The sequence below is a fragment of the Amycolatopsis bullii genome, assembly GCF_014654205.1.
GTDB classification, from domain to species: Bacteria; Actinomycetota; Actinomycetes; order Mycobacteriales; family Pseudonocardiaceae; genus Amycolatopsis; species Amycolatopsis plumensis.
Window position 1 is genome coordinate 125,245 of record NZ_BNAW01000009.1, and the last position, 25,774, is coordinate 151,018.

The 25,774-nt window shown below is 70.9% G+C and carries 25 protein-coding genes; 12 read left to right on the top strand and 13 right to left on the bottom strand.

Annotated features, from left to right (window positions below; all coding sequences use genetic code 11):
* Positions 1-183: 183 nt before the first annotated feature.
* The gene (meaB, locus tag IE317_RS14215; protein ID WP_191310080.1) at positions 184-1,149 is read right to left on the bottom strand and encodes a methylmalonyl Co-A mutase-associated GTPase MeaB; all 966 of its coding nucleotides are present in this window, start codon (positions 1,147-1,149) and stop codon (positions 184-186) included.
* Positions 1,150-2,337: an acetyl-CoA C-acetyltransferase gene (locus IE317_RS14220; RefSeq protein ID WP_191310082.1), complete on the bottom strand. Its 1,188-nt coding sequence runs from the start codon at positions 2,335-2,337 to the stop codon at positions 1,150-1,152.
* A 137-nt stretch (positions 2,338-2,474) separates the two neighbouring features.
* On the opposite strand from IE317_RS14220, the gene mce reads away from it, so the two are divergent.
* Positions 2,475-2,930 carry a methylmalonyl-CoA epimerase gene (mce, locus tag IE317_RS14225; RefSeq protein ID WP_191310084.1) on the top strand — a complete coding sequence of 152 codons (456 nt, stop codon included), beginning with the start codon at positions 2,475-2,477 and terminating at the stop codon, positions 2,928-2,930.
* A 467-nt stretch (positions 2,931-3,397) separates the two neighbouring features.
* Here the strand turns inward: mce and IE317_RS14230 are convergent, their stop codons facing one another.
* Together IE317_RS14230 and IE317_RS14235 are read right to left on the bottom strand one after the other, a co-directional pair.
* The gene (locus IE317_RS14230) at positions 3,398-3,970 is read right to left on the bottom strand and encodes a TetR/AcrR family transcriptional regulator (protein ID WP_191310086.1); all 573 of its coding nucleotides are present in this window, start codon (positions 3,968-3,970) and stop codon (positions 3,398-3,400) included.
* Positions 3,971-3,989: 19 nt separating this feature from the next.
* Positions 3,990-4,358, bottom strand: a complete 369-nt coding sequence (locus tag IE317_RS14235; protein WP_071831581.1) for an SPW repeat domain-containing protein — start codon at positions 4,356-4,358, stop codon at positions 3,990-3,992.
* Between the two features lie 187 nt (positions 4,359-4,545).
* Between IE317_RS14235 and ccrA the strand changes: the two genes are divergently transcribed.
* The 4 genes from ccrA (at position 4,546) to IE317_RS14255 (ending at position 8,970) form a co-directional block, all read left to right on the top strand.
* Complete coding sequence (ccrA, locus tag IE317_RS14240; protein WP_191310088.1) at positions 4,546-5,886, top strand: crotonyl-CoA carboxylase/reductase; 1,341 nt, start codon at positions 4,546-4,548, stop codon at positions 5,884-5,886.
* Positions 5,887-6,062: 176 nt separating this feature from the next.
* Positions 6,063-7,283, top strand: coding sequence for a chromosome segregation protein (locus IE317_RS14245; protein ID WP_191310193.1), 1,221 nt, complete (start codon positions 6,063-6,065; stop codon positions 7,281-7,283).
* 93 nt (positions 7,284-7,376) lie between these two features.
* Positions 7,377-7,829 carry a universal stress protein gene (locus tag IE317_RS14250; RefSeq protein WP_191310090.1) on the top strand — a complete coding sequence of 151 codons (453 nt, stop codon included), beginning with the start codon at positions 7,377-7,379 and terminating at the stop codon, positions 7,827-7,829.
* A gap of 1 nt (position 7,830) precedes the next feature.
* A complete protein-coding gene (locus tag IE317_RS14255; protein WP_191310092.1) occupies positions 7,831-8,970 on the top strand; it encodes an adenylate/guanylate cyclase domain-containing protein in 1,140 nt (379 codons plus the stop codon).
* Positions 8,971-9,443: 473 nt separating this feature from the next.
* Here IE317_RS14255 and paaE read toward each other — a convergent pair whose 3' ends face one another.
* Genes paaE through paaZ form a run of 6 tightly spaced genes read right to left on the bottom strand, consistent with a single transcriptional unit; the run spans position 9,444 to position 15,145 of the window.
* Entirely contained in the window at positions 9,444-10,496 is a 1,053-nt protein-coding gene (paaE, locus tag IE317_RS14260) for a 1,2-phenylacetyl-CoA epoxidase subunit PaaE (protein ID WP_191310094.1), read from the bottom strand.
* On the bottom strand, positions 10,497-10,985 hold the full coding sequence (gene paaD, locus IE317_RS14265) for a 1,2-phenylacetyl-CoA epoxidase subunit PaaD (RefSeq protein ID WP_191310095.1): 489 nt from the start codon (positions 10,983-10,985) through the stop codon (positions 10,497-10,499).
* Positions 10,979-11,836 (bottom strand): 1,2-phenylacetyl-CoA epoxidase subunit PaaC, encoded by an 858-nt coding sequence (gene paaC / locus IE317_RS14270; protein ID WP_191310097.1) that lies wholly within the window; start codon positions 11,834-11,836, stop codon positions 10,979-10,981. The genes paaD and paaC overlap by 7 nt, the downstream gene beginning before the upstream one ends.
* Positions 11,833-12,147, bottom strand: coding sequence for a 1,2-phenylacetyl-CoA epoxidase subunit PaaB (gene paaB, locus IE317_RS14275; protein ID WP_229902709.1), 315 nt, complete (start codon positions 12,145-12,147; stop codon positions 11,833-11,835). The genes paaC and paaB overlap by 4 nt, the downstream gene beginning before the upstream one ends.
* Positions 12,148-12,185: 38 nt before the next feature.
* Positions 12,186-13,118, bottom strand: a complete 933-nt coding sequence (paaA, locus tag IE317_RS14280) for a 1,2-phenylacetyl-CoA epoxidase subunit PaaA (protein ID WP_191310101.1) — start codon at positions 13,116-13,118, stop codon at positions 12,186-12,188.
* On the bottom strand, positions 13,115-15,145 hold the full coding sequence (paaZ, locus tag IE317_RS14285) for a phenylacetic acid degradation bifunctional protein PaaZ (RefSeq protein ID WP_191310103.1): 2,031 nt from the start codon (positions 15,143-15,145) through the stop codon (positions 13,115-13,117). The genes paaA and paaZ overlap by 4 nt, the downstream gene beginning before the upstream one ends.
* 166 nt (positions 15,146-15,311) lie before the next feature.
* Between paaZ and paaI the strand changes: the two genes are divergently transcribed.
* Genes paaI through IE317_RS14300 form a run of 3 tightly spaced genes read left to right on the top strand, consistent with a single transcriptional unit; the run spans position 15,312 to position 17,592 of the window.
* Complete coding sequence (gene paaI / locus IE317_RS14290; RefSeq protein WP_191310105.1) at positions 15,312-15,722, top strand: hydroxyphenylacetyl-CoA thioesterase PaaI; 411 nt, start codon at positions 15,312-15,314, stop codon at positions 15,720-15,722.
* Between the two features lie 2 nt (positions 15,723-15,724).
* A complete protein-coding gene (paaK, locus tag IE317_RS14295; RefSeq protein WP_191310106.1) occupies positions 15,725-17,002 on the top strand; it encodes a phenylacetate--CoA ligase PaaK in 1,278 nt (425 codons plus the stop codon).
* Complete coding sequence (locus IE317_RS14300; protein WP_191310107.1) at positions 16,999-17,592, top strand: TetR/AcrR family transcriptional regulator; 594 nt, start codon at positions 16,999-17,001, stop codon at positions 17,590-17,592. Before paaK ends, IE317_RS14300 begins: the two co-directional genes overlap by 4 nt.
* 3 nt (positions 17,593-17,595) lie before the next feature.
* Here IE317_RS14300 and IE317_RS14305 read toward each other — a convergent pair whose 3' ends face one another.
* A complete protein-coding gene (locus IE317_RS14305) occupies positions 17,596-17,907 on the bottom strand; it encodes a hypothetical protein (RefSeq protein ID WP_191310109.1) in 312 nt (103 codons plus the stop codon).
* Positions 17,908-18,100: 193 nt separating this feature from the next.
* On the opposite strand from IE317_RS14305, the gene IE317_RS14310 reads away from it, so the two are divergent.
* Positions 18,101-18,772: a TetR/AcrR family transcriptional regulator gene (locus IE317_RS14310; protein WP_191310111.1), complete on the top strand. Its 672-nt coding sequence runs from the start codon at positions 18,101-18,103 to the stop codon at positions 18,770-18,772.
* Here the strand turns inward: IE317_RS14310 and IE317_RS14315 are convergent.
* Positions 18,693-19,748 (bottom strand): AraC family transcriptional regulator, encoded by a 1,056-nt coding sequence (locus IE317_RS14315; RefSeq protein ID WP_191310113.1) that lies wholly within the window; start codon positions 19,746-19,748, stop codon positions 18,693-18,695. The genes IE317_RS14310 and IE317_RS14315 overlap by 80 nt on opposite strands.
* An 80-nt stretch (positions 19,749-19,828) precedes the next feature.
* Between IE317_RS14315 and IE317_RS14320 the strand changes: the two genes are divergently transcribed.
* From IE317_RS14320 to IE317_RS14330, 3 genes are all read left to right on the top strand, one after another.
* Positions 19,829-20,923, top strand: a complete 1,095-nt coding sequence (locus IE317_RS14320) for a winged helix DNA-binding domain-containing protein (RefSeq protein WP_191310115.1) — start codon at positions 19,829-19,831, stop codon at positions 20,921-20,923.
* A gap of 75 nt (positions 20,924-20,998) precedes the next feature.
* Complete coding sequence (locus IE317_RS14325) at positions 20,999-22,459, top strand: flavin-containing monooxygenase (RefSeq protein WP_191310117.1); 1,461 nt, start codon at positions 20,999-21,001, stop codon at positions 22,457-22,459.
* On the top strand, positions 22,459-24,111 hold the full coding sequence (locus IE317_RS14330) for a GMC oxidoreductase (protein ID WP_191310119.1): 1,653 nt from the start codon (positions 22,459-22,461) through the stop codon (positions 24,109-24,111). Before IE317_RS14325 ends, IE317_RS14330 begins: the two co-directional genes overlap by 1 nt.
* A 49-nt stretch (positions 24,112-24,160) precedes the next feature.
* On the opposite strand, the gene IE317_RS14335 is transcribed toward IE317_RS14330, so the two are convergent.
* Entirely contained in the window at positions 24,161-25,639 is a 1,479-nt protein-coding gene (locus IE317_RS14335) for a chitinase (protein ID WP_191310121.1), read from the bottom strand.
* Positions 25,640-25,774: the final 135 nt, after the last annotated feature.

Below are 25,774 nucleotides of genomic sequence, written 5' to 3' on the forward strand. Positions count from 1 at the left end.
GAAAGTCGCCCCCTGTCAGTCCATCGGGTGAACCTCGGGGTCCGCACCCGGGAAATTGTCGGACCCCCGGCGCACGATGGTCGGCACGCGGCAAACCCGCCGCCCACGAGGGGAGGACACATGGAGCTTCAGCGAAGACCCGTTGCGGCGGCACGGTTTCTGCTCGCGCGGCTCGCGTCCGCGCTACTTGCGCAGATCCGCGATCAGTTCTTCGGCGGCGGCGAACGGGTCGAGCTCCCGCGCCACGACCCGCTCGGCGACCCCGGCGAGCCGTCCCCCGCCGCGCAGGTCCACGAGCTCGGCCCGCAGCCGCCGGAGCGCGATGGCCTCGACCTCGTCGCGCGCCCGGGCCACCCGGCGCCGGGCCAGCTCGTCGTGCCCGGCCAGCCAGTCGTGGTGCGCGGCCAGCGCGTGCACGACCCCGTCGACGCCCTCGCCCTTCGCCGCGACGGTCCGCACGATCGGCTGGCGCCAGCTCGGTCCCCGGATCTCCCGGCGGGCCAGGGAGATCATCTGCTTGAGGTCGTGCACGGTGGCGTCGGCGCCCTCGCGGTCGGCCTTGTTCACGACGAAGACGTCGGCGATCTCCAGCACGCCGGCCTTCGCGGCCTGGATGCCGTCGCCCATGCCGGGGGCGAGCAGCACCACCGTGGTGTCGGCGAGTTTCACGACGTCCACTTCGGACTGCCCGACCCCGACGGTCTCGATCAGCACGACGTCGAAGCCGGCCGCGTCCAGCACGCGCACCGCCTGCGGGGTCGCCCAGGAGAGCCCGCCGAGGTGCCCGCGCGTGGCCATCGAGCGGATGAACACGCCGGGGTCGGTGGCGTGCTCGGTCATCCGGATTCGGTCGCCGAGCAGCGCCCCGCCCGAAAACGGCGAAGAGGGGTCGATGGCGAGCACCCCGACCCGCTTGCCCTCCGCACGCAACGCGGTGAGCAGCGCCGACGTCGAAGTCGACTTGCCGACGCCGGGCGGTCCGGTGAGCCCGACGACCCGGGCCCGCCCGGTGTGCGGGGTCAGCGCCCGCGCGATCTCCGCGACCCGGGGGTGGGCGTCCTCAACGAGCGACAGCAGCCGCGCGACGGCACGGGGTTGTCCGTCCCGCGCGCGGCCGACGAGGTCGTCGAGGTCGAGTGGGCCGGCCACTTACGCCGACGGCACCCGCAGCAGGAGGGCGTCGCCCTGGCCGCCGCCACCGCACAGCGCGGCCGCGCCGAGCCCGCCGCCGCGGCGGCGCAGCTCGTGGATCAGGTGCACGGCGAGCCGGGCACCGGAGGCGCCGATCGGGTGGCCGAGGGCGATGGCACCGCCGTTGACGTTGACCTTCTCCGGGTCGAGGCCGAGCTTCTCGGTGGAGACGAGCCCGACCGCGGCGAAGGCTTCGTTGATCTCGACGAGGTCGAGCGCGTCGGCGGTCAGGTTCGCCTTCGCCAGCGCGGCGAGGATGGCGTTCGACGGCTGCTCGTGCAGGCTAGCGTCGGGCCCGGCGACGACACCGTGCGCGCCGATCTCGGCGAGCGGCGTGATGCCGAGCTCCTCGGCTTTCGCCTTGCTGGCCACGATCACCGCGGCGGCGCCGTCGGAGATCTGCGAGGCCGAGCCCGCGGTGATGGTGCCGTCGGAGGCGAAGGCCGGGCGCAGCTTCGCGAGGCCCTCGGCGGTGGTGTCGGCGCGGACGCCCTCGTCGGTGTCGAAGACGACCGGGTCGCCCTTGCGCTGCGGGATGGAGACCGGCGCGATCTCGTCGGCGAACCAGCCGTTCTTGATCGCCTCGGCGGCGCGCTGGTGGGAGCGGGCCGAGAAGGCGTCCTGCTGCTCGCGGGTGACGCCGTAGCGGGAGTTGTACTTCTCCGTCGAGGCGCCCATGGCGACCTGGTCGAAGGCGCAGAAGAGGCCGTCGTAGGCCATGTGGTCGACGAGGGCGGTGTCGCCGTACTTGAAGCCGGAGCGGGACTTGGGCAGCAGGTGCGGCGCCTGGGTCATCGACTCCTGGCCACCGGCGACGACGAGGTCGAACTCGCCGGCGCGGATGAGCTGGTCGGCGAGCGCGATGGCGTCGAGGCCGGAGAGGCAGACCTTGTTGATCGTCAGCGCGGGCACGTTCATCGGGATGCCCGCGGCGACCGCGGCCTGCCGGGCCGGGATCTGGCCGGCGCCGGCGGTCAGCACCTGGCCCATGATGGTGTACTGCACCGCTTCGGGAGAGACCCCGGCGCGTTCGAGGGCCGCCTTGATCGCGACCCCGCCCAGCTGGGCGCCCGTGAAGTCCTTGAGGGAGCCCAGCAGGCGCCCGATCGGCGTACGGGCGGCACCCAGGATCACGGAACCGGACACGGCGTCCTCCAAGCATCGGCGCATGGGCAGTTTTCCCGACCATACCCGGGAGCAGGGCTTCTTGATGGAGCCAGTGTGAGGCGGGGCACGCGACTATTCCGCCGTGAAGGGAGCCGCGGGCCCCCTATCCTGCCTCCATGAATGACGCCCTGCGGCCGTTCGTGACGGCCATCGACCACGTCGGCATCGCGGTCCCGGACCTGGACGCGGCCATCGAGTTCCACCGCACGCACTTCGGCCTGGAGGTCGCGCACGAGGAGGTGAACGAGGAGCAGGGGGTACGCGAGGCGATGCTGCGCGCCCCGGGCACGGCGGGCACGGAGACGCAGATCCAGCTCCTGGCCCCGCTGCGCGAAGACTCGGCGATCGGCAAGTTCCTGGCCAAGAGCGGCCCGGGTCTGCAGCAGCTGGCCTACCGCGTGTCCGATGTGGACGCCGCAGCGGCGGCCCTGCGCGAAAAGGGCCTGCGCATGCTGTACGAGGAGGCGAAGCGGGGCACATCGAACAGCCGCGTGAACTTCGTCCACCCGAAGGACGCGGGCGGCGTCCTAGTGGAACTGGTGGAGCCGGCCAAGGACGCCACGGCGCACTGAGTCGCGCCCGTTCGCCGGCAACAACACCGGCCCGGCGAAGCCGCATCCGCCTGACAAACGAGCAGGGCGGCGGAGGAGGGGGAGGGCGGGAGGGGCGGGGGGCGGGGCGGGGCCCCAAGAGATGCGGCAACCGGCGCCCTGCCCGGGCCGCGGCTCGAGCCGGAGCCGCCCCACCGCAGCCGGGCCAGTTGCAGCTGCGCCGACCCAGCTCCGGCCGCGCACGGTCGATCGGCACCTCGACCGTCGCGCACTGCGCCGACGGCTCCTGCGGCGTGGCGCACGGGCCACGCGCCGCCAGGCGCCCACACGCCGGCGGCTGGTCGGCGCCGAACGAAGCGCCGTCTCGAACGTGCCCAGCGCACTCGACCTGGCTGGTGTCGCGGGCAAGATCGAGCGGGGTGACGTGAAGCCGAAGGCGCCGCGCCCGCCCGAGCCGACGCCCCCCGCCCAACGCGCGCCCAAACCGGCTAAGCGGGCGCGGCTTTGGAAGACAACGCGTCCGCGATGAACGTCAGCTCACCGTCGAACTCCGCCGGGAGGTCGTCTTCCGAATGACGGGCCGTCGCGTGCCGATGACTGACCGCCCGGGCCAGCAGGCCCGAGGCGCGATCCACGTCCGCCGTCGGCAGCCCTCCGCCCGTCGCCGCCACGATCACCGCCCGGACCTGCCGGACCAGGACCTGGAACCGCTCGTGGAGGGCGTCGCGGACCACGTGGTGCGTGTCGGCCTCGCGCCACAACAGGTGCGAGAGCCCCAGCGATCTGCTGAACCGGTGGTCGAGCTCGCGGACCAGGCGCCGCAGGCTGCCCGCGAGGTCGCCCGGGACCACCACCACGGCCGGCTCGATGCGTTCGTCGGGCAACCGGGCGACGAGCGCCGTGAGCAGGTCGGACTTGTGCCGGAAGTAGTAGTGCACCAGTCCCTTCGGCACCCCCGCCCGCTCCGCGATGCGCGAAGTCGGGGTGGCGTCGAAGCCGGACTCGGCGAAGAGCGCCTCGGCGGCGCAGAGGATGCGCTCCTTCGCCGAATCCTCGGTCATTCCCGTGCCTCCTGCGTCGTCAGTGCTGACCTGCCGTGCGGTGCGCGGCGTTCGCGACCGGCATCGCTGCCGCACCCGCGATCACCGTCAGCACCCCGGCGATCCAGGACGTCCAGGATGCGCCGTTGAACTCCGTGTATCCCATCACCCACGGCGCGATGAACAGCAGCACGCCGAGCGCGATCTGGATGCCTTCGCCGTAGACCATGCCCGGCATCGCCAGCGAAACCAGGCCGTCGAGTGCGATCAGCGCGCCCAGGACGACCATCGTCCACATCGCGGTCGTGTCCGTGCTCAGCCAAAGGGGTGAAAGAGCGGCGACCACCCCGATGACGACCTCGGCCCAATCGTGCGGCCGGGTCCACGCGCGCGTAGAGACTTCACTCATTCGTGCTCACCTCCGTCGGTGAAACTGCTGGTCGGGTGGGTGTACCCAGCACCGATGATCCGCTTGACTGGCCAGCCGGTCAAGTTTCCGGACGTGTAATCGTGCTGTCCGTCTCGTACAGTTGTGGGCGCGTGTTACCGGCGAGTAATTTCTGCCGCCAACGCCCCCCATCTCCGCGGAGGAACCGATGACGCAGCTCGGCGAGATCCAGCAGGCCATCCTGACCGGCGAGTCCGCCGCGGTCGGCTCGTTGCCCGTGCCCGAGAGCTACCGCGGGGTGACCGTGCACGCCGACGAGGTCGACATGTTCGAGGGCCTCGAAAGCCGCGACAAGGACCCCCGCAAGTCACTGCACGTCGACGACGTCCCCGTGCCCGAGCTGGGCCCCGGCGAGGCGCTGGTCGCCGTGATGGCGAGCGCCATCAACTACAACACCGTGTGGACGTCGATCTTCGAGCCGATCCCGACGTTCAAGTTCCTGAAGAAGTACGGGAAGCTCTCGCCGCTGGCCAAGCGGCACGACCTGCCGTACCACGTCGTCGGCTCGGACCTGTCCGGCGTCGTTCTCCGGACCGGTGTCGGCGTGCACAACTGGAAGCCGGGCGACGAGGTCGTCGCGCACTGCCTGAACGTCGAGCTCGAGGGCCCGGACGGGCACAACGACACCATGCTCGACACCGAGCAGCGGATCTGGGGCTTCGAGACCAACTTCGGCGGCCTCGCCGAGATCGCGCTGGTCAAGGCCAACCAGCTGATGCCGAAGCCGGACCACCTGACCTGGGAAGAGGCCGCCTCCCCCGGCCTGGTCAACTCGACCGCCTACCGCCAGCTCGTCTCGCGCAACGGGGCGGACATGAAGCAGGGCGACGTCGTCCTGATCTGGGGTGCTTCGGGCGGCCTCGGCTCCTACGCGACGCAGTACGCGCTGAACGGCGGCGCCATCCCCGTGTGCGTCGTGTCCAGCCCCGAGAAGGCGGCGATCTGCCGGAAGCTCGGCGCGGAGCTGATCATCGACCGCAGCGCCGAGGGCTATCGGTTCTGGAAGAACGACGACGAGCAGGACCCGAAGGAGTGGCAGCGCTTCGGGGCGAGGATCCGCGAGCTCACCGGCGGCGAGGACCCGGACATCGTGTTCGAGCATCCGGGCCGGGAGACCTTCGGCGCGTCCGTCTACGCCGCGCGCAAGGGCGGCACGATCGTCACGTGCGCTTCGACGTCGGGGTACATGCACCAGTACGACAACCGCTACCTGTGGATGAACCTCAAGCGGATCATCGGCTCCCACTTCGCGAACTACCGCGAGTCCTGGGAGGCGAACCGGCTGATCGCGAAGGGGCTGATCCACCCCACGCTGTCGAAGACCTATGCGCTCGAAGAGACCGGGCAGGCGGCGCTGGACGTGCACCGCAACGCCCACCAGGGCAAGGTCGGCGTGCTCGCGCTCGCCCCGCAGGAAGGCCTCGGCGTCCGCGACGAAGAGAAGCGCGCGAAGCACATCGAGGGGATCAACGCCTTCCGCGGCGCCTGAGCCGCGCCGGCGCGCCGGGCCCCGGGTGTCGAAAACCGCCGGGGTCCGGCCCGTTCGGGCCAGTTCCTCCCGCCGCAGCAGACGGCACGTTCGGCGCACCGCACGGGTGCTCACCCTTCCGTGACCGGACTGCGACTACGGTAGGCCCCATGAGCCTTGGCGATGAACGGGAGCTTGTGCCGCTGGGAGCCGGCTTCGACGTGGCGAAGCGCGGGTACAGCCGAGCGCAGGTCGACGAGCACCTCGAACGGCTGGACGCCGATCTGAAGATGCTCACCGCGGATCGGGACGCCGCCATCGCGCAGGCGGGCGACCTCGCCCGCCAGCTGGAGATCGCGCGCGGCGAGATCGCGGACCTGCGCGGGCAGGTCGACCGGCTCGCCCAGCCGCCGACGAGCGTCGAAGGCCTGTCCGAACGGCTGCAGCGCATGTTGCGCCTGGCGCAGGACGAGTCCGCGGACACCCGGGCCCGCGCCGAAGCCGAGGCCGGGCACATCCGGGCGAAGGCCGAGACGGACGCCAGCGCCATGCGGGCCCGCTACGAGCAGCTGCTCACCGAGCTCGACCTCCGCCGCAAGGAGATGGAGGCCGAGCACCGCAAGGTCCTCGAAGACGCCCGCGCGCAGGCCAAGAAGATCACCGACGAGGCCGAGGCGGAGCGCAAGCGGCTCGACACCGAGTCGCAGGACCGCCGCACCAAGGTCGAAGAGGACTTCGAGATCGCGATGGCCTCGCGCCGCACCGAGGCGATGCGGGTGCTGGCCGAGCAGGAGGCGGCGAGCAAGGCCGAAGCCGCGCGGCGCGTCCAGGAGGCCACCCAGGACGCCGCCGACATCCGCGCGAAGGTCCTCGAAGAGGAGAAGGCCGCGAAGGCCGACATCGACCGCCGTCAGCGGGAGTCGGTCGCGGAGGCGAACAAGCGCCGTCAGGACTCGATCACCGAGGCCAACGCCCGGCTCGCGGAGGCCGCCGACGAGGCGCGGCGCCGCGTGACGTCGGCCACGGAAGAGTCGAACCGCCGGATCACCCAGGCGAACGAGCGCGTCGACGCGCTGCGGAAGGTGCGCGGCGGGCTGGCCGAGCAGGTGCGCGCGGCGCGGGCGGTGCTGGCCGAGGCTCACACCGTCCTCGGCGACGACGTCAAGGTACCCGCCGAAGTCACCGCCGACCTGGGAACGGACAAGAAACCGGACCCCGTCGACGCGACCGAGAAGACGGTCCGGGTCACGGACATCGAGGAGACGATCCGGATCCGCGCCTCCGACGTGCCGAAGCCGAAACCCGGCGCCAAGCCCGCGGCCAAGCCCGCCCCCGGTGCGGCCCCCAAAGCGGCGCCCAAACCGACGCCGAAGCCGGCTCCCCGGGCAAGCGGAGCGCAGAAAGCGACTGGCGAGTAACCTTCCACCCGACACGGGCGCGGACGGGCCTGCGCGGTCGGCATCGACCGGCTGACGTCCCTGCTCACGCGGGATCACCTGGAGGTTTTGCGCATGGGTGCGGCATATCGGACCGTGGTGGTGGGCACGGACGGCTCGGAGTCGTCGTTCGCGGCGGTGGACCGCGCGGCGGCGGTGGCCGGCGACGCGGGCGCCACGCTGGTCATCGCGTGTGCGTACTACCCGGCCAGCAAGTCCGACGTGGACAAGGCCCAGGACGTCCTCGGCGACGAGGCGTACCAGGTCGTCGGCTCGGCGCCGGCCGAGGACACGCTGCAGTCGGCGCGGGACCGCGCGACGAAGGCGGGCGCGCAGAAGATCGACACGGTCGCGGTGAAGGGCGACCCGGTCGACTCGCTGCGCAAGGTCGTGCACGAGCGCGAGGCCGACCTGCTGGTGGTCGGCAACCGCGGGCTGAACACGATCGCCGGCCGGATCCTGGGCTCGGTGCCGTCCGAGGTGGCCCGCAAGTCCGGCGTGGACGTGCTGATCGTCCACACGACCTGACGTGACCGATCCGAGCGAGGAGCTTCAGCAGCGGCTCGAACGCGTCCTGCTCGGCGGCAGGCGGAAGTACACCCGGCTCGAAGTGGCGGAGAAGGCCGGCGTGCCCGACGACCGGTCACGCCGGCTCTGGCGCGCACTGGGGTTCGCGACCGTGCGCGACGACGAAGTCGTCTTCACCGACGCGGACGTCGAGGCGATGCGGACCGCCGACCAGCTGGTGCAGTCGGGCCTGATCGACCCGAGCATCGAGGTGTCGGTGACGCGCGCGCTGGGCCAGCACCTGTCGCGGCTGGCCGAGTGGCAGGTCGACATGCTGTGGGAGCTGATCCGGGAGCAGCCGGAGCTGGGCCGCAGCGAACGCCAGGTGACGCGCCTGGTCGACCGGTTGCTGCCGGAGCTCGAGCGCGTCCAGAACTTCGTGTGGCGCCGCCACCTGGCTGCGTACGCGGGGCGGGCGTTCGCGGCGCCGGACGAGCACCTGGAGACGCGCACCGAGGTGGTCGGCTTCGTCGACATGGTGGGTTACACGCGCCTGACGCGCCAGATCGGCGAAGACGAGCTGAGCCGGGTGCTCGACGCGTTCGAGACCCTGGCCACGGAGGTGATCGCCGAGCACCACGGCCGCGTGGTGAAGATGATCGGCGACGAGGTCCTGTTCGTGGCGGACGCACCGGTCGACGCGGCCGAGATAGCCCTGACGCTGACCGAGCGCACCTCGGCGGACGAGACGTTGCCGGCGGTCCGCGCGGGCATGGCCTCGGGCCGCATCCTGTCCCGGTTCGGCGACGTGTACGGCTCGGTGGTCAACCTGGCGGCCCGCCTGACGTCGGTGGCCCGCCCCGGGACGATCCTGGTCGACCGCGAACTGGCGGCGGAGCTGGCGGAGGAGAAGGCGTACGAGCTGCGCGCCCGCAGGCCGGTGACGGTGAGGGGCTACAACCGCCTCCGCCCGGCTGCGCTGCGCCGGGCGAGCGAGGCACCGACGGGCATGTTCGCCAGTTCCCAGCAACTGGCGGCGGAGATGCTGGGGCTGGCGGACCCATCGGCCCGAGAGGCGGCGCCCGAGCAGCCCGGAACGCCGCCGGAGGACGAGGTGACGGCGACCCCACGCCCCCGCCGCCGGCGGCGCCGCATCCTCTGATCCGAACTCGCCAGCACAGTCTCCGGCACTCCCACGCAGGGTTCCGGCAGAGTCACAGTGCCTCTCAGGCGTGAACGGGACGCTGACGCCGGACCTGCACCCCACCCAGACCTCCCCCACCGCCCCGATCCGAAGCCAGAACACGGCCGGCAGCGCCGGGTCAAGGCACGCTTTCCCGCCTTGACGCGGTGCTGCCGGCCGTAGTCACAATGGCGGCTTCGGGGTGGTGGGCACCAAACTTGCCGGCCACGGCGCCCTGGCCCCACCCAGGTCCGCCGCACCTTAGGACCAAACCCGACCAGCAGCCCCCGGCTTCCACCACGCAACAGCGACCGACCTCGCCGGAAACTCCCCCGCCCTTCCCAGGGGGGCGTCCCCAGGTCCAGTCTATCGGCGCCCACCGACCAAACCCGCCCCGAAGCCGCATCCGGGCCAACCTGTCCACAGCAGGGTCACCTTGTGGAAACCCGGGCTCAGGCGTCGAAATCCACCGTAAGCGTCTCCGAGACCGGGTAAGACTGGCACGTCAGCACGAACCCCGCCGCCACCTCTGCCTCCTCCAGTGCGAAGTTGCGCCGCAAGTCCACCTTGCCCTCCGTCACCCGGGCCCGGCACGTGCCGCACACTCCGCCCTTGCAGGCGAACGGCAAATCCGGGCGGAACTTCTGCGCCCCATCGAGCACCGAGGACGAACGCGGCAACGTCATCGGGGTCGAGCGGCCGTCCAGGACCACCGAAACCTCCGACGACTCCCCCGCCACCGCCGGGTCGAGGTGCTCCACCGGCGCCGGTGGGGTGTCCACGTAGAACAGCTCCTGGTGCACCTTCGCCGACGGCACGCCCAGCGACGTCAGCAGCTCCTGCGCGCCCGACACCATCTCGAACGGCCCGCACAGCCACCAGTGGTCCACCGACTCGACCGGCACCAACGTCGAAAACAGCGTGCGCAGCTTCGGGACGTCCAAGCGCCCTGTGAACAGCTCCGCCTCGCGGGGCTCGCGCGAGAGCACGTGGATCAGCTCGAGCCGCGACGGCGCGCTGTCCTTCAGGTCCGCCAGCTCGTCCGCGAACATCACCGTGTCCGTGCGGCGGTTGCCGTACAGCACCGTCACCGTCGCCGTGGACGACTGCAGCAGCGAGGCCACTATGGACAACACCGGTGTGATGCCCGAGCCCGCCGCGATGAGGACGTGGTGACCGCCCTCCGACAGGTCCGGGGTGAACGATCCCGTGGGCGGGGCCACCTCGATCGTGTCGCCCGGGCGGACTTCATTCACCAGCCAGGACGAGAAGTACCCGTCCGGGACCAGGCGCACCCCGACCCGGGGCGGGGCGCCCGCCGGGGCGCAGATCGAGTACGACCGGCGCTCGTCGCGGCCGTCGATCGAGCGGCGCAACGTCAGGGACTGACCCGGCTTGAACGCGTACTCCGACGCCAGCGACGCAGGCACGTCGAACGTCACCGCGACCGCGTCGTCGCACAACCGCTCGACCCCGGCCACCTTCAGCGAGTTGAACCGCGCCACCTAGATCTCCTTGACGTGCTCGAACGGCTCCAGACACGCACGGCAGCGCCGCAGCGCCTTGCACGCCGTCGCGCCGAACCGGGACTGCTCTTCGGTGTCCGCGGAACCACAGCGCGGGCAGGAAACGCGCGAGACCGGCGCCGACAGCGTCAGCGGGATCGGACCCGACCGGCGCGGCGCCGCGCCCGGCGGGGCGATGCCGGCCGCGGCCAACTTCTCGCGCCCCGCGGCCGAAATCCAGTCCGACGTCCAGGCCGGTGACAGCTGCGTCCGGATCTCGACATCCGCGTAGCCCGCCGAAACCAGCGCGTGCTCCAGGTCGTCGCGCATGGTGTCCATCGCCGGGCAGCCCGTGTACGTCGGCGTGATCGCGACGACCACGCGGCCCTCGGACTCCGACACCGAACGCAGCACGCCCAGGTCCGCCAGCGTCAGCATCGGCAGCTCCGGGTCGGTGACCGTGGCGGCCACGGCCGCGGCGGTCACCATCGGGCGTCCGGCATCGCCCGGGCGACGCTCTGCAGCTCCGCCAGCAGATACCCGAAAGACTCGGTGTGGACGCCGTCGCGGCCCATCCGGCCCGAGACCCCGGCAAGCTCGCCGGAAGAAGGCCGCGAAAGCGTCGCCGCGGCCAGGGCCTGGTCCAGCACCGCATCGAACTCGGGGCGCAGCGAAGCCGCGTCCACGAACTCCGCCGGGTGCGTGCGGAACAGCTCGCCCACGTACGGCCAGACCTCGTCCAGGCCCTCCTGCATCCGCGAGTGCGACAACGGCGTGCCGTCGCCGAGGCGGACCAGCCACTGTGCCGCGTAGTCGCGGTGGTAGGTCAGCTCCTTGACGCCCTTGTCCGCGATTGCCGCCAGCACCGGGTCCACCGACATCTCGAGCCGCTGGAACAGGGCCAGCCGCCACGTCGAGAACACGAACAGGCGCGCGATCAGGTGCCCGAAGTGGCCGCCGCCCAGCTCGGCGAGCCGGACGTTGCGGAACTCGTTCTCCACCCGCTGGAACGCGAACGAGTCCTCCGAGCGATCGCTGCCGTCGGCCTTGCCCGCCCGGGCGAGCAGCAGCCGCGCCTGGCCCAGCAGGTCGAGGGCGATGTTCGCGATCGCGACCTCGTCCTCCAGCTCGGGTGCGTTCGTGCACCACTCCTGGAGCCGGTGGGAGAAGATCAGCGCGTCGTCGCCCAGCATCAGGCAGTACGCCGCCAGCGAAGCGGCGTCCACCCCGGACGGCACCGAAGTGTCCACTCCGGACAGCGGGTCCTCGAAGCCGGTGCCGAACGCCCAGCGGGCGTCGTTCTCCTCGGTGATGGCCTCGTACACGTTGTCGAAACTCATATGTGCGGCACATCCTCGGGAATGTCGTAGAACGTCGGGTGCCGGTAGACCTTGTCGCCGCTGGGGGCGAAGAACGGGTCCTTCTCGTCCGGCGACGACGCCGTGATGTCCGCCGCGCGTACGACCCAGATCGACACGCCTTCGTTGCGCCGCGTGTAGAGGTCGCGGGCGTGGTGCAGCGCCATCCGGTCGTCGGCCGCGTGCAGCGACCCGACGTGCACGTGGTTCAGCCCGCGCTTCCCGCGCACGAACACCTCGTACAGCGGCCAGTCGTGCTTGACCGGCCCCGGAGCGGCGGGGACGCCTTCCAGGGGGACGGCGCCGTGGCCGCCTTCGGCCGTCAGGTCGGTCACTTGCGCTCCTTCTTTTCAGCGTGCGCGACGGCGGCTTCCCGCACCCACGCCCCGTCTTCGTGGGCGCGACGCCGGTGCGCGATCCGCGAAGCGTTGCAGGGCCCGTTGCCCTTCAGGACGTTCTTGAACTCGTCCCAGTCCACAGCGCCGAAGTCGTAGTGCCCTCGCGCAGCGTTCCACTTCAGGTCGGGATCGGGGAAGGTGACGCCGAGGGCTTCGGCCTGCGGCACCGACATGTCCACGAACCGCTGCCGCAGCTCGTCGTTGGTGTGGCGCTTGATCTTCCACGCCATCGACTGCGCGGTGTTCGGCGAATCGGCGTCCGGCGGGCCGAACATCATCAGCGACGGCCACCACCAGCGGTTCACGGCCTCCTGGACCATCTCCCGCTGCTGCGGAGTCCCCTTCATCATCGTCATCAGCAGCTCGTAGCCCTGCCGCTGGTGGAAGGACTCCTCCTTGCAGATCCGGATCATCGCCCGCGCGTACGGCCCGTACGACGAGCGGCACAGCGGCACCTGGTTGCAGATCGCGGCGCCGTCGACCAGCCAGCCGATCACGCCGACGTCCGCGAAGGTCAGCGTCGGGTAGTTGAAGATCGACGAGTACTTCTGCTTGCCGTTGATGAGCTTGTCGGTCAGGTCCGCGCGGTCCGCGCCCAGCGTCGCCGCCGCGGAGTACAGGTAGAGCCCGTGCCCGGCCTCGTCCTGGACCTTGGCCAGCAGGATCGCCTTGCGCCGCAGCGACGGCGCCCGCGTGATCCAGTTGCCCTCGGGCTGCATGCCGATGATCTCCGAGTGCGCGTGCTGCGCGATCTGCCGGATCATCGTCTTGCGGTAGCCATCGGGCACCCAGTCGCGCGGCTCGATGCGCTGGTCGCGCTCGATGGTGTGCTCGAAGTGTTCTTCCAGCGAGACAGTGGCCGTCACGGCTGCTCCTTCGAAACCAGCGTCAGGACGTCGTACTTCGCCACGGACTCGCCCTCGGCGTTGGTGACGTCGGCGTCCCAGCGGACCTCGCCGTACTCCTGGTCGATCCGCGGGGTGATCTGCTTGGCGGTCAGGGTCACGGTCAGGGAGTCGCCGACCTTGACCGGCGTGAGGAACCGCAGGTTCTCCAGGCCGTAGTTGGCCAGCACCGGCCCCGGCTCGGGCGAGACGAACAGGCCTGCCGCGAACGACACGACCAGGTAGCCGTGCGCGACGATCCCGCCGAACAGCGGGTTGGCCGCCGCGGCTTCCGGGTCGGTGTGCGCGTAGAACGTGTCGCCGGTGAACTCGGCGAAGTGGTCGACGTCTTCCTGGGTGACCGTGCGCGGCCCGGCGACCACCGAGTCACCGATGCGAAGCTCGGCCAGGGACTTGCGGAACGGGTGCACGTCGCCTTCGGTACGCGGGGCACCGGTGACCCAGCGGCCGGTGACCGCGGAAAGCACGGCGGGCGAACCCTGCACGGCCGTGCGCTGCATGTGGTGCAGCACGCCCCGGATGCCGCCCATTTCCTCGCCGCCGCCCGCGCGGCCGGGGCCGCCGTGGACCAGCTGCGGCATCGGCGAACCGTGCCCGGTGGACTCCTTCGCGTCTTCGGCGTCCAGCACCAGCAGGCGGCCGTGGTACGGCGCCGCGCCGAGGACGACCTCGCGCACGAACTCCTTGTCCGCGCTGACCACGGACCCGGCCAGGCTGCCGCCGCCACGCGCGGCGAACTCGACGACCTGCTCGGTGGACGTGTACGGCATCAGCGTCGAGACCGGCCCGAACGCCTCGACCTCGTGCGGCTCGGAGCGCTCGGGGTCGGCCTTCAGCAGCACCGGCGAGAGGAACGCGCCGCGCTCGGCGTCGGCGTCCACGACGTCGACCTTCTCCGGGTCGCCGAACACGACGCTGCCGGCGTCCAGCAGCGCCTTCAGCGACCGCCGGACCTCCTCGCGCTGCTCCAGGCTGGCCAGCGCGCCCATCCGGACACCTTCGGACGCCGGGTTGCCGACCGTCACCTTCGCCAGCCGCTCCGACGCGGCCGCGGCGACGTCGTCGAGCAGCTCCGCGGGGACGAACGCGCGGCGGATCGCGGTGCACTTCTGGCCCGCCTTGACCGTCATCTCCGTGGTCAGCTGCTTGACGAACAGGTCGAACTCGGTGGTCCCGCGCACCGCGTCCGGGCCGAGGATCGAGCAGTTCAGCGAGTCGGCCTCGGCGTTGAACCGGACGGCGTGCCGGATGATCGCCGGGTGGGTCCGCAGCTTCTGGGCCGTCGACGCCGAGCCGGTGAAGGACACCAGGTCCTGCGCGGTGACGTGGTCGAGCAGGTCGCCGGCGCTGCCCGCGACGAACTGCAGCGAGCCCTCGGGCAGGATGCCGGACTCGATGATCAGCTCGACCACCCGCGCGGTCAGGTACGCCGTCTGGCTGGCCGGCTTGACCAGGCTCGGCACCCCGGCGAGGAACGCGGGCGCGAACTTCTCCAGCGGCCCCCACACCGGGAAGTTGAACGCGTTGATCTGGACGGCGACGCCCCGCAGCGGGGTCGCGATGTGCTGGGCGACGAACGTGCCGCCGCGGGAGAGCGGCTCGACGTTGCCCTCGACGTAGACGGTGTCGTTCGGCAGCTCGCGCTTGCCCTTGGAGCCGTAGCTGAACAGGACGCCGATGCCGCCGTCGATGTCGAACTTCGAGTCACCGAGCGTGGCTCCCGTGCGAGCGGAGAGGGCGTACAGCTCGTCGCGGTGCTCGCGCAGGTGGGAGGCGAGCGCCTTGAGCAGGGCCGCACGCTGGTGGAACGTCAGTTCCCGCAGGGCCGGGCCGCCCACGCGGCGGCCGTACTCGAGGGCGGCGGCGAAGTCGACGCCCTTCGACGAGATCCGGGCGACCTCCTCGCCGGTGGCCGCGTCGTGCAGCGGGACGCCCTCGTCCGCCGCCGTGTGCCAGCTCCCGGAGACGTAGCTGCGCAGCAATGCCATCAGGTCCCTCTCGCCGAATTACCTACCGGACGTTCAGTTAATCGCATGGTAGCCGCCGGGCCCGAAGATCGGAAGAGGCCGGCGCTTGACACCGGCCCGGACCACTGCCTTTACTGAGCGGCACCGCGAGGTGACCGTCCATTCGGTCAGTCTGGAGACACAGCGCATGACCAACGCCGCGCACACCATGTTCGCCGCCGACGAGGCGTCGCGCGCGCTGGGCATCGAACTCGTCGAAGCGAGCGACGGCCGGGCCGTGGCGACCATGACGATCACCCGCGAGATGGTCAACGGGCACGACATCGCCCACGGCGGGTACGTCTTCCTGCTGGCCGACACGACCTTCGCCTGCGCCTGCAACACCCACGGCCCGGTCACGGTCGCGGCGGGCGCCGAAATCTCCTTCGTCGCGGCCGGACGGCTCGGCGACCACCTCGTCGCCACGGCCACCGAGCGCACCCGCTACGGCCGCAACGGCATCTACGACGTCACGGTGCACCGGGAGACCCCCGCCGGGCCCGAGGTCGTCGCCGAATTCCGCGGCCGCAGCCGCGTCCTCTCCGCGAAACGGGATTGACCATGATCGAGACGGACATCGGCGCGGACGAGCTGGCCGCCCTCCAGCTGGAACGTCTGCAGTGGACACTCCGGCACGCGTACGCCAACGTGCCCGCCTACACGCGGAAGTTCGACGAGGCCGGCGTCCACCCGGACGACTGCAAGGAGCTCGCCGACCTGGCGAAGTTCCCGTTCACCACCAAGCAGGACCTGCGGGAGAACTACCCGTTCGGGATGTTCGCCGTGCCGCAGGAGCAGGTCCGGCGCATCCACGCCTCCAGCGGCACCACCGGCAAGGCCACCGTCGTCGGGTACACCGAGCAGGACATCGACACGTGGGCGACGGTGATGGCCCGCTCGATCCACGCCGCGGGCGGCCGCCCGGGGCACAAGGTGCACGTCGCCTACGGCTACGGCCTGTTCACCGGCGGTCTCGGCGCGCACTACGGCGCCGAGAAGCTCGGCTGCACGGTGATCCCGGCGTCCGGCGGGATGACCGCGCGGCAGGTGCAGCTGATCACCGACTTCCGGCCCGAGGTCATCATGGTGACGCCGTCGTACATGCTGACGCTGCTCGACGAGTTCGAGCGCCAGGGCGTCGACCCTCGTACATCGTCACTGAAGGTGGGCATCTTCGGCGCCGAGCCGTGGACCGAGCAGATGCGCGCGGAGATCGAGGAGCGGTTCGCGCTCGACGCCGTCGACATCTACGGGCTGTCGGAGGTGATGGGCCCGGGTGTCGCGCAGGAGTGCGTCGAGACGAAGGACGGTCTGCACATCTGGGAGGACCACTTCTACCCCGAGGTGATCGACCCGTACTCCGAGGAGGTCCTGGGCGGCGGGGAAACCGGGGAGCTCGTGTTCACGTCCCTGACCAAGCAGGCCCTGCCGATCATCCGCTACCGCACCCGGGACCTCACCGCGCTTTCCCCGGGGACGGCCCGGCCGGCGTTCCGGCGGATGGCCAAGGTCACCGGCCGCACCGACGACCTGATCATCCTGCGCGGGGTCAACGTCTTCCCGACGCAGATCGAGGAGATCGTGCTGCGGACGCCAGCGCTGAGCCCGCACTTCCAGCTCGTCCGGTCCACACGCGGCCGGCTCGACCACCTGACCGTGCGGGTGGAGGCCCGTCACGACGCTTCCGGCGAAGACCGGGCGCGCGCGGCTTCGGAGCTGGTCAGCGGGGTGAAGGACGGAGTCGGCGTGACGGTGTCGGTGGACGTCGTCGATCCGGACACGCTGGAGCGGTCCATGGGCAAGATGCGGCGGATCGTCGACCAGCGGGAGAAGCCGTGACAACCCCGAGGCGCGGTCGGCCGGGCTACGACCTCGAATCGCTGCTGCAGGTGGCGGTGAAGCTGTTCAACGAGCGCGGCTACGACGGCACGAGCATGGAGGACCTCTCCCGCAAGCTCGGCATCACGAAGTCGGCGATCTACCACCACGTGCCCAGCAAGGAGGAGTTGCTGCGGCTGGCGGTCGACCGGGCCCTGGACGGGCTGTTCGAGGTCGCCTCCGAGACGGCGTTGCTCGACGGCCGGGCGATCGACCGGCTGGAGCACCTGGTGCGCGGCAGCGTGGTGGTGCTGGCGGACCGGCTGCCGTTCGTGACGCTGTTGCTGCGCGTGCGCGGCAACACGAAGGTCGAGCGGGCGGCACTGGCGCGGCGGCGCGAGTTCGACCGGCTGGTGACGGACCTCGTGAAGCAGGCCGAAGCCGAAGGCGACGTGCGTCCGGACGTCGACCCGGCGGTCACCGCGCGGCTCGTGTTCGGCATGGTCAACTCGCTGATCGAGTGGTACAAGCCCCGGCGCGGCTCCTCGGCGGCCGAGGTCGCGGACGCGGTGTGCAAGGTGGCCTTCGAGGGCCTCCGCACCGGCTCGTGAGGATCACTCCTCGGCGGTCTGCGGTGGACGGCGCGCCTGCCACAGCAGGGCTTCACGCAGCTGGCCGATGAGCCGCTCGTCGTCCGCTTCGGACGGGTCGACGCCCAGCGGGATCCAGCGCTCCGACACCTTCTCGCCCCGGTCGTAGCTGGAAATGACGATTCCCGAGTACGACACGGACGCTTCGTCCGCGCAGTCGCCGTCCGGCAGCGGCTCGCCGGCTTCGAAGGCGTCGTCGAAGCTGACGTGGCGATGCTGCAGGCGGACGCTCACCCAGCGCCCGGCCGGCCGGATCGGCGCGCCTTCTTCGTTCATCTGCTCCTACCCCCGGTCCGGGCCCCCTGCCGTCTCGTCGCATCCGGGTGCCGAGGAGTTACCGGCGGGTTGTTCCGGTTGCGTAACGACAAAGGTTGGCGCGAAACACCGCTCGGCCGCCACCGGAGTCACTCTTTTGACGACGGGTCAACTACTTGTTGACAGCCTGCCGATCCCCCGCGAGGCTGAGCGGATGACCAGTGGGACCCGGCCCCGGCGCCGCCGGCTCGAGCCGGCCGAACGGCGTGCGGAGATCCTCGCCGCCGCCCGGCGGCTGTTCGGGGCGGGCAGCTACGCCTCGGTGTCCACTTCGGACATCGCCGAGGCCGCCGGGGTGGCGCGGCCGCTGATCAACCACTACTTCGGCGGGAAGCGGGAGCTGTACCTGGAAGTCGTGCGGCAGCTGATGATCGTGCCCGCGCCGGTCACCGAAGCGCTGCCGGACACCACGATGGAGCAGCGGCTGTCGATCGGCGTCGAACGGTGGATCGAGGTCGTGGACCGCAACCGCGACGCCTGGCTGACCGTGATCGGGCCCGAGGCGGCCGGGCGCGACCCCGAGATCGAGCGGATCATGCTGGAGGCCGACGAGATCGCCGCCGACCGGGTCCTGGAAGCCGCGCTGATGACCGGCGTGACCGAGGGCCGCGAAGAGCTGCGCGCGATGATCCGGTCGTTCGGCGGGATGCTGCGCGCGGCGTCACGGGAGTGGCTGATCCGCGGCACGCTGGACCGCGCGGCGCTGCGCACCTTCCTCACCGATGCGCTCCTCAACCTGCTGAAGATCACCTACCCGGCGGTCCTCGCCGAGCGGCGCGGAACCGGCGGGCGAACGCCGCCGGCGTCATCCCGGTCCAGCGCTTGAACGCGTGGATGAAGCTCGACGCCTCGGCGTACCCGAGCCGGTAGGCGACGTCCTCGACCGACAACACGCCGGTGTCCAGGAGCTCTTCGGCGAGCGTCTGGCGGACTTCGTCGACCAGGGCCCGGTAGCTCGTGCCGGCTTCGGTGAGGCGGCGGCGCAGGGTGCGGGTGCTGAGCGTCAGCTGGCGGGCGATTTCGTCCATCCCGGCGTCGACGCCGCCGAGCCGGACCAGGCGCTCGCGTACCTGCTGCGAAATGCCGGAACGCTGCCGACGCCGCGTGACGAGCGCTTCGCACTGCGCGGCGCACAGGGCGACCGTCTGGTCGTTGGCCTGCGGCAGCGGCCGGCTCAGCAGCGCCGGATCGAGCGTCGCCCGGCAGGCGTCGGCGCCGAAGCGCGGCCGCACGCCGAACGCGGCCCGGTACGGCTCCACGGTGGCCGTTTCGTGCCGGAATGTCAGCTCGTCCAGCGCGATCTCGGGCAGGAGGTCGCGCATGACGGCGAAGATCGCGGCCAGGTCGCGCAGGACGAGGAAGCGGGCGACGTCGGCAGGCACGCGGCTGTCGTCGAGTTCGAGGGTCAGCCGGTCGGCGCCGAGGACGACGTGCGGGATGCAGAAGGCGAAGCTCAGGTCGAAGTAGCGGAGGGCGAACAACATCGCGTCCCGCAACGTCGGGCTGCTGATGCAGGCGAAGCCGAAGATGCCGAAGGTGGTGACGCGGTAGCGGCGGCCCAGCTCCAGCGCCGCCGCGTCCGAACCGTCCAGATCGGCCAGTGCCCGGACGACGGCCAGCTCCTGGCGCGCGTCGACCTGGACGGCCGGGTCGGCGAGCAGCTCCGGCGTGAGCGTGGTGTTCGCCAGGAGCCTGCCGCCCGGGAGGCCGCGTTCGGCGGCGAACCGGGTCATCAGCTCGATGCTCGCGGTGCCGCGCGGGAAGTCCCAGTCCCCGACGGCGGGCGCGGCGAGCTCGGCCATGGCCGGAATTCTGGATCACGCCGGGAGAACGTGTCCAATCGAGGACCGGAACTGTCCGGGATGATCGTTAGGGTGATCGCGTGGAGAACTTGAGCCGACGAGCCGTCAACCGCGCCACGCTGGAGCGGCAACTGCTGCTGAGCCGGGCGAAGATGTCCGCTTTCGACGCGGTGGAGCACCTGGCCGGGCTCCAGGCGCAGGCGCCGTTTCCGCCGTACTTCGGGCTGTGGTCACGGCTGGAGGGGTTTCGGCCGGCGGAGCTCGTGGAGCTGCTCGAGAGCCGCCGCGTGGTGCGGATCGCGCTGATGCGCGGCACGGTCCACCTGGTGACGGCGGCGGACGCGCTGGCGTGGCGGCCGGTGGTCCAGGCGATCTACGACCGCGATCTGAAGCAGAACACGCTGCACGCGAGTGCGCTGGCGGGGCTCGACCACGATCTCGTCGCCGAGGCGGCGCGAAAGCTGCTCCTCGGCGGCCCGATGCCGGGGAACGCGCTGGGTGCCGAGCTGGCCCGGACCTGGGACGCCCCGCCGTCTTCCCTGACGCACCTGGCCCGCGGCCGGCTGCCGCTGGTGCAGACCCCGCCGCGGGCGATCTGGGGCAAGGCCGGGCAGACGACGTACGCGTGCCTGGAAGAGTGGGTCGGTGCTCCCCTGTCGCCGCCTTCGCCCACTTCGCTGATTGCGCGGTACCTGCGTGCGTTCGGCCCGGCCACGGTGGCGGACGTCCAGACGTGGGCGGGCATCACCCGCCTAGGCGAGGTGGCGTCTTCGATGGACCTCCGGCGCTACCGCGACCCGGACGGCCGCGAGCTGCTGGACCTGCCGGAGCTGACGGTGCCCGACGAGGACACCCCGGCACCGCCGCGGCTGCTGGGGCCGTTCGACCAGATGATCCTGTCGTACGCGGACCGGACGCGGGTGATCTCGGACGCCTACCGCAAGCGCGTGATCTCGCACAACGGCCTGGTCAAGGGCACGCTGCTGGTCGATGGCCAGGTGTGCGGGTTCTGGGACATCAAGGCAACGCGGAAGGCGGCGGTCATCGAGCTGTCGCCGTTCGAGAAGCTGGCGAAGCGGACAGTGTCGGCGTTGGAGAAGTCGGCGGGCGAGCTGGTGAAGTGGGCGGAAGAGGGCGCGGAGACGCACGAGGTGCGCGTCCACCCGCCGGAGTGAGGCTGGCCGGAAATCTCGATTGAGTGACCGTTCGTGGCCTGTTGTCACAGCCAGGGAGTCCGTAGCTTTTCGGACATGACTGGTTCGGCGAAGGGGCCGTCGGTGCTGATCGTGGGCACCGGGTTCGGCGGCATCGGGACGGCGATCGAGCTCAAGCGCGCGGGGTTCACCGACTTCACGATCCTCGAGAGCGCGGCCGAACCCGGCGGCGTCTGGCGGGACAACACCTACCCGGGCGCCGCGTGCGACATCCCGTCGCCGCTGTACTCCTTCTCCTTCGAGCCCAACCCGCGGTGGCCGAAGCGGTTCTCGCACCAGCCCGACATCCTCGCCTACCTTCGGCGCGTCATCGCGAAGTACGGCCTGGAACCGCACATCCGGTACCACCGCGAGGTCACCGCGGCCGCGTTCGACGAAGACCGCGGGCTCTGGCGCGTGGAAACCGGCACCGGGGAGACGTTCGAGGCGAACGTCTTCGTGCCCGCCGTCGGGCAGCTGTCGCGGCCGGTGCTGCCGGACATCCCGAACCGGGAGAGCTTCGCCGGCGACGCCTTCCACTCCGCGCGGTGGGACCACGACGTCGACCTGACCGGCAAGCGCGTCGCCGTCATCGGGACCGGGGCCAGCGCCGTGCAGTTCGTGCCCGAGCTGCGGAAACGCGCGCAGCACGTCACGGTCTTCCAGCGCACGCCGCCGTACGTGATGGCGAAGTCCGACCCGAGCTACCGGCGGTGGCAGCACTGGCTGTTCGAGCACCTGCCGCCGACGCAGCTGCTCGGCCGGCTGCGGATCTTCCTGCTCGCCGAGTACGCCACGTACGCGATGACACGCCACCCCGCGCTGGCGAAGATGTTCGAACTGCGGACCGCGCAGCTGCGGCGCCGTCACATCAAGGACCGGGAGCTGCGGGCGAAGCTGACGCCGTCCTATCCCCTCGGCTGCAAGCGGATCCTCTTCACCAACGACTACCTGCCCGCGCTGGCGCAGCCGAACGTGGACGTCGAGACGCGGCGGATCGCCGAGATCACCGAGAAGGGCGTGCGGGTCGAGGACGGGACCGAGATCGAGGCGGACGTCCTGGTCTACGGCACCGGTTTCGCCGCGACGCAGTTCCTCGGCCGGATGGAGGTGCGCGGCCTCGGCGGGCGGTCCCTGGACGACGAGTGGTCCGGCGGCGCGCGGGCCTACCTGGGCATGACCGTGCCCGGCTTCCCCAACCTGTTCTGCGTCTACGGGCCCAACACCAACCTCGGCGCCGGGTCCATCATCTACATGATCGAGCGCCAGGCGCGCTACATCCGGCAGGCGGTGGAACGGCTCGCGCGGCCGGAGGTGTCCTATGTGGACGTGCGGCCGGAGGTCGAAGAGCGGTACGACCGGGAGGTACAGGGGCGGCTGGGCCGGAGCGTGTGGAGCGCCTGCACGAGCTGGTACCGGCAGGCGGACGGCCGGGTGACGACCAACTGGCCCGGCCTGGTCACCGAGTACGACCGCCGGACCCGGCGCTTCGACGTCGCCGACTACCGGGTGGCGTGATGGACTACGACGTGCTGGTGATCGGTTCGGGGTTCGGCGGCAGCGTCACGGCGCTGCGGCTGACCGAGAAGGGCTACCGCGTCGGCGTGCTGGAAACCGGCCGCCGGTTCGCCGACGACGAGTTCGCGAAGACGTCGTGGCGGGTGCGGAAGTACCTGTGGGCGCCCGCCTTGCGCTGCTTCGGCATCCAGCGGCTGACGCTGCTGAAGAACACGTTCGTGATGAGCGGCTCCGGCGTCGGCGGGGGTTCGCTGGTATACGCGAACACGCTGTACGAGCCCCCGGACGGGTTCTACGAAGACCCGCAGTGGGCGCACATCACGGACTGGAAGGCCGAGCTGGCGCCGTACTACGACCAGGCGAAGCGGATGCTCGGCGTGGTCGAGAACCCGGCGACGACGGCCGCGGACCGGGTCCTGCAGAACGTGGCCGACGACATGGGCATCGGCCACACGTACCGGCGCACCCCCGTCGGCGTCTACTTCGGACAGTCCGGGGTGGACCCGTTCTTCGGCGGCGCGGGGCCGGCGCGGACCTCCTGCACGCTGTGCGGCGAATGCATGACCGGGTGCCGGGTCGGGGCGAAGAACACGACGGTCAAGAACTACCTGTACCTGGCCGAGCAGGCGGGTGCGGAGGTGCACCCCTTGACGACGGCGGTGTCGGTGCGGCCGATTCCCGGCGGGTACGCGGTGGACACGCGGCGCACGGGCGGTCTTTCCCGCCGCACGTTCACCGCGACGCAGGTGGTGTTCTCCGCGGCCGCTCTGGGCACGCAGCGATTGCTGCATCGCATGCGTGACACCGGCACTTTGCCGCTCGTGTCCCCGCGGCTCGGGCTCCTGGCCCGCACGAACTCCGAAGCGGTGCTGGCGGCGCGGTCGCTGCGGGCGGACACGGACTACTCGCGCGGGGTCGCGATCACGTCGTCGATCCACCCGGACGCGGTGACGCACGTGGAGCCGGTGCGGTACGGGCGCGGCAGCAACCTGATGGGCCTGCTGGCGACGGTGCTGGTGGACGGCTCGCCCGGCCGCCGCCGCTGGGTGCTGGGCCTGCGGGAACTGTGGCGCGCCCGGCGGAACCTGCTGCGGATACACAACCCGCGCCGGTGGTCCGAGCGGATGATCGGGCTGCTGGTGATGCAGACGCTGGACAATTCGGTGACGACGTACACGAAACGCGGGCTGTTCGGCCGGCGCATGACCACCCGCCAGGGCGCGGGGGCGCCGTCGCCGGACTGGATCCCGGCCGGCCACGAGGTGACGCGCCGGGTGGCCGCGAAGATCGGCGGGCTGCCGCAGGGCGCGTGGACGGACATGGCGAACATCCCGATCACGGGCCACTTCATCGGTGGCTGCACGATCGGCGACTCCCCCGCTTCGGGGGTGATCGATCCCTATCAGCGGCTGTACGGGTACCCGGGCCTGCACGTGGTGGACGGGTCGGCGATCTCGGCCAACCTCGGCGTGAACCCCTCTTTGACGATCACGGCCCAGGCGGAGCGGGCGATGGCGTTCTGGCCGAACCGGGGAGAAGCGGACCCGCGGCCGCCGCTGGGTGCGGAGTACCGGCGCGTGGCGGCGGTGGCGCCGAAGAACCCGGTGGTGCCCGCGGAGGCACCGGGAGCCCTTCGGCTGCCGATGGCGTGAGAAGGCCCTCCCGGACCGCGCCGCCGGGAGGGCCACACTCAGCGCACGGTCACGGCAGGCCCGCGAGCCCCGCCGACACCGTGTTGGCGAACGCGTACCCCTGCGACGCGTCCCAGTTGATCGACCACGTCATCGCGCCCCGGATCGTCGGGTACGTCGTCGACGGCTTGAAGCTGCCGCAGGACGTTCCACGGGCCAGGCAGTTCAGCGCCGACACCGTGTTCGCCGGGGCCTGGTAGCCGCCGCCCGCGGCCTGCGGGGAGGCCGGGAGGCCGAGGCCGACCTGGTCCGCGCGCAGGCCGCCCTGGAGCTGGATGCAGGCCAGCGCCGTCAGGAAGTCGACCGTTCCCTGGGAGTACACGTTGCCGTTGCAGCCGTTCATCGAACCCGAGTTGTAGTACTGCATGTTGACGATCGTCAGGATGTCCTTGATGTTCAGCGCCAGCTGGAAGTAGCCGCCCGCCGTGGACTGCATGTCGATCGTCTGCGGTGCCATCGTGATGACCTTGCCGCCGCCGTTGTAGATGCTGCGCAGCGCCTGGCCCATATACGTGGCGTTGATGCCGTTCTCGAGGTCGATGTCGACGCCGTCGAAGCCGTAGTTCGCGATCAGCGACTTGATGCTGTTCGCGAAGTTGTTCGCCGAGGTCGAGTCGCCGACGCTGATCGTGCCGTTCTGGCCGCCGACCGAGATGATCACCTTCTGGCCGCGGGCCTGTACCGTCTTGACGTCGGCCTTGAACTGCGCGTCCGTGTAGCCGCCGAGCTGCGAGGACAACCCCGAGTCGAGCGTGAAGCTCACCGCGCCCGGCGTGCCGGTGGCGTCCGCGAAGGACACCGCGATGATGTTGTACTTCGTCGGGACGTCGGCGAGCTTCAGCGCCTTGGCGCCGTTGTAGAAGTTCTGCCAGTAACCCGTCAGGACGTGCTTCGGCAGATCACCCTGAGTGGGCGGCGTCGACGTGGTCGTCGTCGGCGGGGTGGTGGTGGTTGTGGTGGTCGGCGGGGTGGTAGGCGTGGTCGGCGTCGTCGTCGGCGGGGTGCCGGGACCGTCGAGGCTGACGTCGTCGGCGTAGTACCCCGGCTGGCCGTACCAGCCGTGCAGGTACACCGTCAGCGACGTGCTCGAGCCGGTCGTGAAGCTCAGCGACAGCTGCTGGTAGCCGCTGGTGCCGGGCGTCCACGTGCTGGTCGTCGCCGAGCCGGAGACGCCGAGGTAGACGTAGCTGCCCTGGACCCACGCGGACAGCTTGTACGCCGTGTTCGCCGAGACGGTGAGCGTCTGCGCGCACTGGGCGGTGTCCGACGACGACGGCGTCGCGTTCAGGGCCCGGCTGCCGCTGTGCACCGGCGAGCCCACCGCGGCCGACGTGCCGGTGCACGTCCAGCCCGTGGTGCCGGCTTCGAAGCCGGGGTTGGCCAGGATGTTCGCCGCCGAAGCACTGCCGGCGAGCACGAAAGTGACGCCGAGAGACAGCGCCACCACGGAAAGTAAGGAAAGCAGAGCGAAGCGGACCTTGGGGACCACGGAGGACCTCCACGACACTGGTGAGGCAGGTCACCACAAAGTGGACTAGACCAATCTGAATGTCAAGCAACCCCATCCGAAAGTCGGGGTGCCCGAAACGGCAGAATGTGACGATCGGATCCAGGCGAAGCAGGA